This window comes from Leucobacter sp. WKLB1 (assembly GCF_059696215.1).
This window is the reverse complement of record NZ_AP046115.1, coordinates 707,371-719,989: the sequence shown is the minus strand read 5'-3', so window position 1 is coordinate 719,989 and position 12,619 is coordinate 707,371. Positions and strand designations below refer to the sequence as shown.

Here is a 12,619-nt window from a genome sequence, read left to right as displayed (position 1 = left end):
ACGGCGTTACTGCTGGTGCGGCGGAAGCGGAGCCCCCGGCACCGAGAAGTCGGGCTGGCCGTCGGCGCCGGCCGGGATCGGCCGCCCGTCAGAGAAGGTCGGCCACGGGAGCAGCGGCGCTTGGCCCGCTGCGGGCGCCGCTGCCGTGAACGGCAGAGCCGGCTGCTGCTGGGGCTGCGACTGCGACTGCGACTGCGGCGCAGGGTGCACGCCGGTCTGCGCCTGCAGCTGCTGCGCGCGCTGCTGCGTCGGCTGAGTCTGGCCGCCCTCAGCACGGTAGGCCGCAGCTGCGGCGTGCTGCTCGAGTCGGCGCGCACGTGCCGCGTCGCGCTCATCGGCACCGTAGAACCAGCGCAGCAGCAGGGTGATCGACAGACCAAGTGCGGTCAAAATGAGGATCGCCGTCGCGATCTTCCAGTACATGTCGGGGATGTGCAGGTCGAAGGCGTCGATGCCCACGGGAGCCGTGAACAGAATGCCCGACAGCACCGCGAGCACGCTCGTCACGAAAGCGAACTTCGTGATCGTGTCGGAGTGGCGGGTGCCGACCTTGAGCAGCAGCTGCGCGCACAGAATGACGAGGCGCGTCACGAGAATCACGAAGATCGACTTCCAGAAGATCTCCCACAGCAGGGAGAAGGAGTCATACGGAGTCATCCAGATCACGATGAGCAGCAGGCCGAGGATGTACGCGTTGGCGATGAGCGCGACCGGCGCGTACCACTCCGACTTCTGCTCGCGACGCGTATCGAGCGCGGTGAAGAGCACGAACACGGCGAAGAGGGCGAACGTCGAGAAGACCCGCTCGAACTTGCCCTCGAAGTCGCCGATGAACAGCAACGAGATCGATGCGATCGTCAGGCCGGCGAGCAGGATGATGCTGACCTTCAAGAAGGTCGACAGCTTGCGCTGCGGTGCGGCGGCGTGCGGCGCCGGCTGCTGCGGCAGGGTCGACGCGGGGGCCGGCACGTGCTGCTGATCCGCCACCGCCCCCGGCACCGATGCAGCAGGGCCGCCGTTGGGCAGTTGCGGATGTGGCGTCGGATCGGCCGGATGCGTATTCGGATCGCTCATGGTTTCAGTCTCCCCTGATCTCCTGACAAACTCCACCCTAGACCGTCACTTCGCGACACCGCCGGGGCCTGAAATCGCGCCGCACAACCGACCCGCAGCACCGGCTTCGAGCACCGCCGCGAACCCGTAGAATGGGCGGGTACGTTCGGCGTCTTTCTGCCGCCGATTCCGATACCGACCCCCGGAGCACATCGAGCGTGACTGATTTCGACGCCACCCAGAGCGGCCCCCGCCCCGACACCGTCGCAGACGCGATTGCGACGCCCGAGAAGGAGCAGCCCTTCGGCGCCCTCGGTCTGAAGCCCGACGAGTACGAGCAGATCCGCGAGATCCTCGGCCGCCGCCCCACCTCGGGCGAGCTGGCGATGTACTCCGTCATGTGGTCGGAGCACTGCTCGTACAAGTCGTCGAAGATCTACCTGCGCCAGTTCGGCAAGAAGGTCAACGACAAGATGAAGGAGCGCCTGCTCGTCGGCATGGGCGAGAACGCGGGCGTCATCGACATCGGCGAGGGCTGGGCCGTGACCTTCAAGGTCGAGAGCCACAACCATCCTTCGTACATCGAGCCGTTCCAGGGAGCCGCGACCGGCGTCGGCGGCATCATCCGCGACATCATCTCGATGGGCGCGCGCCCGGTCGCCGTCATGGACCAGCTGCGCTTCGGCGCGATCGACGACCCCGACACCGCTCGCGTGGTGCACGGCGTCGTCTCGGGCATCTCGTCGTACGCGAACTGCCTGGGCCTACCGAACCTGGGCGGCGAGACCGTGTTCGACGGCGTCTACCAGGCCAACCCGCTCGTCAACGCGCTCGGCGTGGGCGTGCTGCGCCACGAAGACCTCCACCTCGCGAACGCCTCGGGCACCGGCAACAAGGTCGTGCTCTTCGGTGCGCGCACCGGTGGCGACGGCATCGGCGGCGCCTCGATTCTCGCCTCCGACAGCTTCAGCGAGGGCGGCCCCACCAAGCGCCCCGCCGTGCAGGTCGGCGATCCGTTCGCCGAGAAGGTGCTCATCGAGTGCTGCCTCGAACTGTTCCGCGGCGAGCTCGTCGAAGGCATCCAAGACCTCGGTGCGGCCGGCATCTCGTGCGCGACCTCCGAGCTCGCGGCCAACGGCGACGGCGGCATGTTCATCGAGCTCGACAGCGTACTGCTGCGCGACCCCTCGCTGACGGCTGAGGAGATCCTCATGTCTGAGAGCCAGGAGCGCATGATGGCCGTCGTGCACCCCGACAAGCTCGACGCGTTCCTCGCGGTCACCGCGAAATGGGACGTCGAGACGAGCGTGCTCGGCGAGGTCACCGACACCGGTCGTCTCGTCATCAACTGGCGCGGCGAAGAGATCGTCAACGTCGACCCGTCGACCGTGTCCGTCGACGGGCCCGTATACGAGCGCCCCGTCACCTACCCCGCCTGGATCGACGAGCTGCAGGCCTCGGGTGTCAATGCTTCGGGACTCGAGCGCTCGGCAGCCGGCGACGATCTGCGCGCGCAGATGATCGCCGTCGCGGCGTCACCGAACCAGGCCGACGTGTCGTGGGTCACCAACCAGTACGACAAGTACGTGCTCGGCAACACCGCGCTCGCCTTCCCCGACGGCGCCGGCATGATCCGCGTCGACGAAGAGAGCGGCCTCGGCGTCGCCATCGCCACTGATGCGAACGGCCGTTACTGCCAGCTCGATCCGTTCGTCGGATCGCAGCTCGCCCTCGCCGAGGCGTACCGCAACGTGGCGACCTCGGGCGCCGTGCCCACCGCCGTCACCGACTGCCTGAACTTCGGCAGCCCCGAGAACCCCGAGGTCATGTGGCAGTTCTCGCAGGCCGTCGAGGGCCTGTCTGACGCCTGCCTGGCGCTCGAAGTGCCCGTCACCGGCGGCAACGTGTCGCTCTACAACCAGACCGGTGATACCCCCATCTACCCGACCCCGGTGGTCGGCGTGCTCGGCATCATCGACGACGTCGCGCGTCGCGTGCCGAGCGGCTGGCAAGACCAGGGCGAGCACCTCTACCTGCTCGGCACCACTCGCGACGAGCTCGACGGCTCGGCCTGGGCCGAAACCGTGCACGATCACCTCGGCGGTCGCCCGCCGGTGGCCGTGCTCGACGACGAGCGCGCTCTCGCCGAGCTGCTGCACGCCGGCGCACAGGGCGGACTCATCTCGGGCGCCGTCGATCTCTCAGAGGGCGGCCTGGCGCAGGCGCTCACCGACGGTGCGCTGCGCTTCGGTGTCGGTGCACGCGTGTGGATCGAAGAGATCATCTCGCGCGACGGCGTCGACGCGACCGCGGCGCTCTTCTCGGAGTCGCAAGCGCGCGTGCTCGTCGCCGTGCCGCACGAGGAGGAGGTCAAGTTCCGCGGGCTGTGCTCGGGGCGCGACTTCCCGGTGTTGCGCATCGGCGTGACCGATGGTGCGGGTGCCGATGCCACGATCGAGGTGCAGGATCGCTTCACCCTGCCGCTCTCGGAGCTCGGTGCTGCGTCGCGCGCCACGCTCCCCGACCGCTTTGGCGCCGTCATCGGCTAAACGCATCGCGTTTCGCCGGCGACGGCGGCCACACCGGCTTCAGTGGGCAGCTTCTTTTGAGTTCTTCCCACCGAAGCCGTTTTTGTTCCCGAGGGCGCGGCGGCGGCCAGGAACATTAAGAAGCGGTTCGCTCGTCACCGCATGGGATGATCTCCCCATGAGCTTCACTCAAGTGGTCACGGAGCGACTCGTGCTGCGCCGCCCGGTTAACGACGACATCGAGGCGCTGCACACCATCAATGCTGACCCTGAGGGATGGCGGTTCTTCTCCGTGTCGGAATTCACGCTTCGCGCTGAGACCGAGGCACAGTTGGAGCGCTGGGCGGCCAGTTGGGCCACTACCGGGCTCGGAACCTGGGTCGCGGAGACCATCGATGGCGCGGAGGTCATCGGTTACGGCGGCTGCACCCGGCTCCTGGGCGACCCGAGTGGGAACGAATCCCGGAATTATGCGGGCAACGTATGGAGCCTGGGGTACCGTTTTGCAGTCGACCATCGTGGCCGCGGTTTCGCTACCGAGATGTCTCACGCAGCCGTAGCCGCGGCGATCGCTGCTGACCCGACACTTCCGGTTGTGGCGTTTCTCCTGGAGGGAAATCACGCCTCAGCTGCGGTGGCTGAAAAGGTTGGGCTTACGCTGCGTCATCGAGCGCATGATGCGGGCAACCCTGACCCGGATGCGGTGCGTCTGGTGTACGCCGACCGTGTACTGACCTCCGAACAACTCGCGACGACGCTCCGCTGAGCCTCGCGCACCGAACTCCCCCTGGTGCGGCAGTTTCCCACTGACCGCTGCAGCGCAGGACACCGAAACGAGCGGTTACCGAGTCACGAGCGGCGCGAGTCGAGCGATGATCTGCGTATGAATCTCATCGACCGGTTGCGATGCATCGACGATGAGATATCGATGCGGGTCGGCCTTCGCGAGCGCGCGGAATCCGTCGCGCACTGCCGTGTGGAAGTCGATCGCTTCGGCTTCGAGCCGATCGGCTGTTCCCCCACGCGCACGTCGTCGCTCGGCACCGGTCGACGGATCGAGGTCGAGCAGGATCGTCAAGTCGGGCCAGAGCCCACCCGCCGCCCACTCGCTGATGCCGCGAATCTCCGCGACATCGAGTACTCGCCCGGCACCCTGATAGGCGAGCGAGGAATCGATGTACCGATCTTGCACGACCGCCGCATCGCGTTCGAGCGCCGGGCGCACCACCTTGGCGACGTGCTGCGCGCGATCCGCCGCGTAGAGCAGGGTCTCGGCGCGGGCATCGACATCACCGATCTCTTCACCGCCGTGCAGCAGCACGCGTCGCAGCTCGGTACCGAGGCGCGTGCCGCCCGGCTCGCGGGTGCGCACGACCTCGCGCCCGCGCTCCTCGAGCCACTGGCCGAGCAGTTCGGCCTGGGTGCTCTTCCCCGCGCCGTCTCCTCCTTCGAGGGTGATGAAGATTCCGGTCATGCGCTCGTCAACGGTTGGTCGATCGCGATCACTCGCCGGCCTGCGCTGCGGCTTCAGCGGCGGCGCGGTTGGCGGCCCGCGTTGCGGCAGCTTTCTTCGCCGCAGCGGAACGAGCCGGGTCGACAGCGGTTTTCGCCGTCGATGTCTTCGCAGCCGTCTTCTTCGCAGCCGGCTTCTTCGCTGCGGGCTTGCGCGCCGGTGCCTTCTTCTTCGCGGGACCCTTCGCGCGTTTGATCGCGAGCAGTTCGACCGCGCGTTCGAAGTTGATGTCTTCGACCGAGTCTCCGCGAGGAATCGTCGCGTTCGTCTCGCCGTCGGTGACATAGGGCCCGAACCGACCATCTTTCACCTTGATCGGCTTGCCACTCACCGGGTCGGCGTCGAATTCCTTCAAAGCGCTCGACGCGCGCTTGGCACCATACTTGGGCTGCGCAAAGAGTTCTTGCGCCCCTGCGAGGTCGATTGAGAAGATCGCATCCTCACTCGGCAATGAGCGCGTGTCCGTGCCCTTCTTGAGGTACGGACCGTAGCGGCCGTTCTGCGCCGTGATCTCGGCCTCGGATTCGGGATCGATTCCGACGGTGCGCGGCAAGTCGAGGAGTGCAACGGCGGAGTCAAGATCGATGGTCGCCGGATCCATGCTCTTGAAGAGCGAGGCTGTGCGCGGCTTCTGCCCCTTCGGCAGCTCTTCGCCCTCATCGAGCAGCTCGGTGACGTATGGACCGAATCGGCCGTTCTTCGCCACGATGCGCTTGTTCGTCGTCGGGTGGAGCCCGACCACGCGGTCTTCGGCGGGCTCGGCATCGGCGAGTTCATGTGCCCGCGCGGGCGTCAACTCGTCGGGGGCGAGGCCATCGGGGATGTTGACGCTGCGCGGCTTCAGCACGCCGTCTTCGCCGACTTCGCTCTTCTCGTCGAACACTTCGAGGTAGGGCCCGTATTTGCCGTTTCGCAGCGAGATCTGGTCGTCGATCTTGATCGTGTTGATCGCTCGCGCGTCGATCTCGCCGAGGTTGTCGACGACTCCGCGCAGGCCCGGGTGGGTGTCGGTGCCGAAGTAGAACTCGCCGAGCCACTTGCTGCGGTCGGCGTCGCCCGCAGCAATACGGTCGAGATCGTTTTCCATCTCAGCGGTGAAGTCGTAGTCGACAAGCGCCGAGAAGTGTTCTTCGAGCAGGCGCACCACCGAGAAGGCGATCCAACTGGGAACGAGCGCCTGGCCCTTCTTCGTGACGTATCCGCGATCCATGATGGTGCTGATGATCGCCGCGTACGTGGAGGGTCGGCCGATGCCGAGCTCTTCGAGACGCTTCGTCAGGCTGGCCTCGGTGTAGCGCGGGGGCGGGCTGGTCTCGTGCCCCTTGGCTTCGGGCTCTTCAACGGTGAGTGGCTGGCCTGCAGAGAGCTGCGGCAACGCGACATTCTGATCGCCCGACTTATCGCCGCGCTTCTCGTCCTTGCCCTCTTCATAGGCAAGGAGGAAGCCGGGGAACGTGATGACCGTGCCGCTCGTCGTGAATTCTGCCGACGTCGCCTGTGCTGCGCCTGCTTCGTTCACGTGAACGGCGAGGGTCACGGTGTCGGTCGAGCCCTTTGCGTCTGCCATCTGGCTGGCGACCGTGCGCTTCCAGATCAGCTCGTACAGCGCGAACTCACCCTGCGTGAGTTTGCCCTTCAGTGAGGTGGGCCGCTGGAACGTATCGCCAGCCGGACGAATGGCTTCGTGCGCCTCCTGCGCCCCCTTCGCCTTACCCGTGTAGACACGCGGCTTCTCGGGGAGCGTCTGCGCACCGTACAGCTCGGCCGCCTGCGACCGGGCCGCCTGAATCGCCTGCTGCGACAGCGTGGGCGAATCGGTTCGCATATAGGTGATGTAGCCGTTCTCGTACAGCGACTGCGCGAACGACATCGTCTGGCGCGAGCTGTAGCGCAGCTTGCGTGACGCTTCTTGCTGCAACGTCGATGTCGTGAACGGCGCAGCGGGGCGGCGAGTGTGCGGCTTGGTCTCGACCGAGAGCACCTCAGCACGGCTACCCGCTGCGAGAAGCGTCGCCAGCTGCTCGGCGCGCTGCTGGCCCAGCGAGATCACTCCCGCTTTCGACGCGCGTGCGGTGAGCGCGCCGTCGTCACCGAAGTCGCCGCCGGTCGCGATGCGCTGCGCATCCAATCGCACGAGTCGGGCTTCGAACGCCGTGAGGTCGGGAGCACCGGCATCGGGGCGGAATGTGGCTGTCAAGTCCCAGTACTCGGCGGAGTTGAAGGCCTGCCGCTCGCGCTCGCGATCGACGACCAACCGCGTCGCTGCAGACTGCACACGGCCCGCGGAGAGCTTCGGTGCGACCTTGCGCCAGAGCACCGGTGAGATGTCGTAGCCGTAGAGTCGGTCAAGGATGCGACGGGTCTCTTGCGCATCGACTAGCGCGATATCGAGGTCTCGAGTGTTGCGCTTGGCCGCTTCAATGGCTTCTTGCGTGATCTCGTGGAACACCATGCGGTGCACCGGAACCTTCGGCTGCAGAACTTCGAGCAGGTGCCACGCGATGGCTTCACCTTCGCGGTCCTCATCAGTGGCGAGCCACAGCTCGTCCGCTCCCTTGAGTGCCCGCTTGAGCTCGGAAACCGTCTTCCGTTTGTTGTCATTGACAACGTAGTAAGGCTGGAAGTTGTTGTCGACATCGACGGCGAACTTGCCGAACGCGCCCTTCTTGAGATCCGCAGGCAGGGCCGACGGCTCCGCAAGATCGCGCACGTGGCCGACCGACGCGATGACCTCGTAATCGTCGCCGAGGTATCCACCGATCGTCTTCGCCTTGGTCGGTGACTCGACGATCACGAGTTTCTTCGTACCCTTCACGGGTCTCCATTCGTTGCTTCACGCAGTGTGCGGGCCGCCCGCTCGCCTTGACGATGGGCTCTGCTCCGACACGATACACAGTCTCTCGTGGGAATCCACCTCCGGAATTCTCCGCGAGTTCACTTCATATTATGTCTGTCACTCGCGGGAACGTTCGCATCGGACCACGCTCGACCTCGGAAGCTGCGCCGTCACTGCCCGTGTTCTTCGCCTATATAGAGGTATGGATTCACGTCGGGATGCGTGTTCCTGGCTGTTGTCGCGAGTGTGAAATGCGTGTGGGGGCCGGAGGTGCATCCACTCATACCGGCGAGCGCCACGGCTTGCCCCGCGGTGACGCGCACTCCCGGAGCCAGACCGAGCGCTTCCGATGACCCGGGAGCCACGTGGTTGTGCGAGCTGTAGAGCACTGCTCCGCGGTACTCGTGTCGGATGACCACCGCATGATTCGGACCGCGCCACCAGTCAGGCTGCGCTGCACACGTTTCCGGGATCCCACCGCCGTCGGCACCGACTCGAATCACGATGCCCGCGTACGGCGCGTAGAGCGGTGCACCTTCGGTCGACTGCAAATCGATGGCGTACCCGTCGTGAAACCCCTGTGTCACGCCGGACGCCGAACTGGGCCACGCCCAGCCGTTCTCGCCGACGATCCCGCCGGGAAGCATAGAGATCGGCGGCAAGCCGGCGTGCGCTGATGCGATGAGCGCACCGAACGGTCCCGAAACTGCCGCGCTCACTCGCACGTCAGCTCGCCCAGGCTTGAGATCGCATCGCGTCATCGAGCTGTGCGCAGCTTCAACGGTCTGTTGCGCGAGCGCGCACGGCTCCTCCGCTGCAGCCGCGCCCCCGTACCCTGCTGCCACGTCGGCAGCGGCGAGCGCTGCGGCGTCCGCTGCCGCTGCCGCCCGGTGCGCGGCCTCGACATGTGCCGAGGCCGCGATCACCGGCACTCCGAGACAGAGCGCGACCACCGCGCACGCGAACGTTGCCGACGAACTCATGAGGTCGCTCCCATTCCGGTGAGAGCCGCACAGGACCGCGCAGTGATCTGCACGACCGCGAGGGGGCCACGGCCGGGGCGGTCGCGAGCGGTCAGACACAGGATCTGCCCCGACGCGTCACGTTCAATGCGTGCTCGATCACTGAGCTGCGCGAGTACGCCGGCCGCGGCGTCGGTATCGCCGCGAGCTTCCAGTCGTGTCGCATCGGCGACGATCGAAACAAGGGCGATACGGTGCGCAGCGATCGATACTCCACCGATCACGAGACCGAGTACGACGAGCACCGCAGGAATGACGATTGCGAACTCGGCGGTAACCGTGCCGCGATCATCATTCCGCAGCGCCGGACGCATCAGTTCACCGAGCCGAGCGCATTTTGCACCAGCTGCACCAGCATTTCTCGGATCTCGCCGGATCGCATGATCGCGACGAGCAGCCCCGCAAACGCCACCGCCGCCGCCATTATCCAGTTAAAACATACTTAGATAGGATTGCGAAATGACCCTTACCCCGTCGCAAGGATCCCGAGTAGCGATCTACGCTCGTCAAAGCGTCTTGGAAGAACAGGGCATTCAGCAGCAACTTGAGGACTGCCACCAGGAAGCACTCCGGCGCGGCTTGCTTGTAGTGCGAGAATTCGCGGACAACGATACCTCTGGAAGCACTAAGCGTGGCTCCAAAACGGACTGGGCGCAGATGCTGAAATCGTTCGATGAGAACGAATTCGACACGCTTATCGTCACAGAAACTTCGCGACTCACTCGTAGCCTCACAGATGTCCTAGACATCACTCGTCCTCGTCGGAACATCCGTGTCATTGTTATCCGACAGGGAATTGATACTGCCATTGACGACTTCCAGCTCAAATTGCTTGTTCTCGTCGCTGAGAACGAAGTAAAGCTCAAAGCCCAGCGAGCATCCCGTTACGCAGCTGAGCGGCGCAAGGTCGGACACCCCACTCCAGGAAGGACGCCTCACGGCTATCTTTGGGTTCCTGCTTCAGAGCGCGATGAGAAAGGAACTCGTTTTGCGATCGAACCTCGAGAGGCGAAAGACGTCGTCCAAATCTTCAGCGAGTTTCATGCGGGAGCCTCACTTGGGCAAATCGGACGAGATCTAAGTTCATCAGGTCGACTTACCCGAAAAGGGACTCGATGGCACGCCTCAACTGTGCGCCGCATCCTCCTCAACCCGTTTTACGCAGCCTTATTACCACCCGCGCAACCTAGCGGAGAACACAGCATGGCTGCTATCGACCTCGACGCGTGCACACCAGGGGCTTGGGAGCCGCTTGTGACACGGGACGATGTTGTCGCGAGTCGAATGAAACTACTCGCCGCCAAACCCAAGCATGATGGCACTGCACGACGCTGGCTGCTGTCAGGAATCGCCACATGCGCTGTGTGCGGATCACCCGTAAAATCATCCCGCGCGATCAACCATCCGACGCGACGAAAAGACGGAACAGTTGCGCCCGCAACTTCCTACCATGCCTATCGGTGTCACTTTAATCGAAACGGTGACACGATCGATCAATTCGTCTCTGAAGTCTGCATACAACGGCTTTCTCAACTCGATCTCGTAAATCTGTTTCCTTTGCAAAACGATAAGCGCGAGTTGTCAGAGCTCTATGTCAAGCGAGAAGCTCTCCTGGCTGAGCGTGAGAATATCTTTGCGTTAGTCGGAAGTGATAGCTCTCGACTTGCTGCCGCGCGGGCCCAACTTGAGATGCGTGAAGAAGCATTGCGCGAGATCGATGTGCTTATCTCGCGGCGAGCCGCATCCCACCCACTCTCCGATTTGTGGGGCGTGAGCGATGTTCGTGGATGGTGGGAATCACGTACCTTGGCGAGAAGGCGCGCAATCGTCCAGCTCCTGATGACCGTGGCGATCAAACCTGTCGGTCCTGGAAAAAGACCCAAACTGGCGACCGATGTTCTGCAGTCGCTTGAAATAGAGCCGCTGGTATAGCCGAGGACTGCACTTGCATCGAGCGACTTGAGGGTCGCGAAGTAAAGAGCCTCTCAAAGAGCAACTTGTGCTTCGTTTCGTGCCGTGTGCTCCGGATGAGAATGCGGGCACCGTATTCCTGAGTCTCGGCAGAAAGGGTCACAGTCTTGCCCGCTAAAAGCGGGCCGGGGAAACGGTGAGAGCGGCGAGGCACGGTGTAAGTGCGCTGATTCCCTGAGCACGGCTGCCAGTCGCGCCCGCCGACCTCGTTTTCAGGAAGGACAACGATGGTCACCGTCACAAGCGCTTCTGTCCGCATCGATCCCACGGCCTGGGTCGGTTGTCTTGCGTGTTACAACGAAGGGAGGCTCACTGGAGAATGGTTTCCCGCCGTTGACGCAGATTCGGTCACGACCTACGACGTTCACGGAGCCCACACTCGCGCGGATACCCACGATGAGCTATGGATCTTCGACCATGAGAACATTCCGGTTCGCGGAGAAATGAGTCCGCCCGAGGCAACCCAATGGGGAATTGCGCTGACGTCAGTTCGCGATGAAGAACGGCAGGCGCTATACGCATGGGTACTCGACGGAAACTATGTATCTGAGGGCCTTGGCGACCTGCCGAGCATCAGTGACTTCGAGGACCGCTTCTGCGGACAGTGGGATTCGTTCGACGACTACGCTTATAACCTCGCAATTGACATTGGCCTTCTGGCTGATGTCAGCGAGGAGATTGCGAGGTACTTTGACTGGAAAAGTTGGTCGCGAGACCTTGCATACGATTACTCAATCTGCCCAGCTGATTCAGGCGTCTACGTGTTTAGAGCGCTTTAGGCTCCGACTATCCCAATCAAAAGGCCTCAACGGCGCTCGGAAGCCTCGTTCAGCAGCTTCCGCTTGACTGGATTTGCGTCCGAGGGAGCGTCGCGCTGTAGCGGAAGCTCTTCACGAAGTTCCCCGTTCAGTAGCGCGCAGGGATCGACACCAAGTATCTTCGTGAGTTCATCAAGTGTGTCAAGCGTGAGGTTAAATTCCCCGCGTTCAAGCCCCGCGACGTATCTGGTTGTGAAGCCAACGCGATGCGCTAAACGCTCTTGCGAAAGCCCCCAATGCAGTCGCTGAGCTCGGAGCCCTAACCCGACACGAGACTTGAGAGATTCGCCTTTCATATCCCTCAAGAATCATTGCTAGCACACAAGTGTTCCATGATTCGATACGTGCTAGCACTCATAGGTTCTATTACAATGGTTTCAGCGACGAACTCACCAAGTTTCAGTCGCACAGAGTCGGGAACTCCCGCCGAGACACTTCGCCCGTATCCGGTACCTCATTCCCACATCGGCCCGACCTGTTGGCGCTCCTGCACCCTGTATCTGAAGCGAGGACTACCCATGCAGGCTTTCGAAGGACACGCCAAAATCACCGGCCTATTCGCCGTTGGAGTTTTATCGCTCGTGATAGCTGGCTGCTCGAACGACGCTATCCACGGCACGTACTTTGGCACAGATGGCGACACCGTGCTCGTTCTTGAGCAAGGTGGCGACTGCCGGTACACCGATGAATACAGAGTCGACGACGGCGTCCAAATCGACGCTGATGATGAATGCTCGTGGTCACTTTCTGGCACCAGCCTGACGCTAATCGGAGTGAGTCGTCACGGTTCGCTACTCGGGCAGGTGGGGGATGCAGGAGAACTTAGCATCCCAGATCAGCACAAGTGGCGCGGCGAAATCTACACGAAGAAGTAAGAG

At 63.5% G+C, this 12,619-nt stretch carries 11 protein-coding genes and 1 pseudogene; 5 read left to right on the top strand and 7 right to left on the bottom strand.

From position 1 onward, the window contains the following. Positions 1 to 6 precede the first annotated feature (6 nt). A complete protein-coding gene (locus tag ACZF5Y_RS03415) occupies positions 7 to 1,074 on the bottom strand; it encodes a hypothetical protein (protein ID WP_497534424.1) in 1,068 nt (355 codons plus the stop codon). A 197-nt stretch (positions 1,075 to 1,271) separates the two neighbouring features. On the opposite strand from ACZF5Y_RS03415, the gene purL reads away from it, so the two are divergent. Next, a complete protein-coding gene (gene purL / locus ACZF5Y_RS03410; protein WP_497534423.1) occupies positions 1,272 to 3,602 on the top strand; it encodes a phosphoribosylformylglycinamidine synthase subunit PurL in 2,331 nt (776 codons plus the stop codon). A 157-nt stretch (positions 3,603 to 3,759) separates the two neighbouring features. Next, complete coding sequence (locus tag ACZF5Y_RS03405) at positions 3,760 to 4,347, top strand: GNAT family N-acetyltransferase (RefSeq protein WP_497534421.1); 588 nt, start codon at positions 3,760 to 3,762, stop codon at positions 4,345 to 4,347. A gap of 75 nt (positions 4,348 to 4,422) precedes the next feature. Here the strand turns inward: ACZF5Y_RS03405 and tmk are convergent, their stop codons facing one another. The 5 genes and pseudogenes from tmk to ACZF5Y_RS03380 form a co-directional block, all read right to left on the bottom strand. Further along, positions 4,423 to 5,055 (bottom strand): dTMP kinase, encoded by a 633-nt coding sequence (gene tmk, locus ACZF5Y_RS03400; protein WP_497534420.1) that lies wholly within the window; start codon positions 5,053 to 5,055, stop codon positions 4,423 to 4,425. Between the two features lie 28 nt (positions 5,056 to 5,083). Further along, positions 5,084 to 7,909 carry a type I DNA topoisomerase gene (gene topA / locus ACZF5Y_RS03395; RefSeq protein ID WP_497534419.1) on the bottom strand — a complete coding sequence of 942 codons (2,826 nt, stop codon included), beginning with the start codon at positions 7,907 to 7,909 and terminating at the stop codon, positions 5,084 to 5,086. A gap of 191 nt (positions 7,910 to 8,100) precedes the next feature. Further along, positions 8,101 to 8,913 carry a M23 family metallopeptidase gene (locus ACZF5Y_RS03390; protein WP_497534418.1) on the bottom strand — a complete coding sequence of 271 codons (813 nt, stop codon included), beginning with the start codon at positions 8,911 to 8,913 and terminating at the stop codon, positions 8,101 to 8,103. Further along, positions 8,910 to 9,266, bottom strand: a complete 357-nt coding sequence (locus ACZF5Y_RS03385; protein WP_497534417.1) for a TadE/TadG family type IV pilus assembly protein — start codon at positions 9,264 to 9,266, stop codon at positions 8,910 to 8,912. The genes ACZF5Y_RS03390 and ACZF5Y_RS03385 overlap by 4 nt, the downstream gene beginning before the upstream one ends. After that, positions 9,266 to 9,370 (bottom strand): annotated as a pseudogene (locus tag ACZF5Y_RS03380) (DUF4244 domain-containing protein); the annotation flags it as partial. The pseudogene ACZF5Y_RS03380 and the gene ACZF5Y_RS03385, both read right to left, overlap by 1 nt. A 41-nt stretch (positions 9,371 to 9,411) precedes the next feature. Here ACZF5Y_RS03380 and ACZF5Y_RS03375 point away from each other — a divergent pair. Next, positions 9,412 to 10,884: a recombinase family protein gene (locus ACZF5Y_RS03375; RefSeq protein ID WP_497534416.1), complete on the top strand. Its 1,473-nt coding sequence runs from the start codon at positions 9,412 to 9,414 to the stop codon at positions 10,882 to 10,884. Positions 10,885 to 11,150: 266 nt separating this feature from the next. Further along, positions 11,151 to 11,702, top strand: a complete 552-nt coding sequence (locus ACZF5Y_RS03370) for an antirestriction protein ArdA (protein WP_497534414.1) — start codon at positions 11,151 to 11,153, stop codon at positions 11,700 to 11,702. A 26-nt stretch (positions 11,703 to 11,728) separates the two neighbouring features. On the opposite strand, the gene ACZF5Y_RS03365 is transcribed toward ACZF5Y_RS03370, so the two are convergent. Further along, positions 11,729 to 12,037 carry a helix-turn-helix domain-containing protein gene (locus ACZF5Y_RS03365; RefSeq protein WP_497534413.1) on the bottom strand — a complete coding sequence of 103 codons (309 nt, stop codon included), beginning with the start codon at positions 12,035 to 12,037 and terminating at the stop codon, positions 11,729 to 11,731. Positions 12,038 to 12,259: 222 nt separating this feature from the next. On the opposite strand from ACZF5Y_RS03365, the gene ACZF5Y_RS03360 reads away from it, so the two are divergent. Beyond that, positions 12,260 to 12,616 carry a hypothetical protein gene (locus ACZF5Y_RS03360; protein WP_497534412.1) on the top strand — a complete coding sequence of 119 codons (357 nt, stop codon included), beginning with the start codon at positions 12,260 to 12,262 and terminating at the stop codon, positions 12,614 to 12,616. Positions 12,617 to 12,619: the final 3 nt, after the last annotated feature.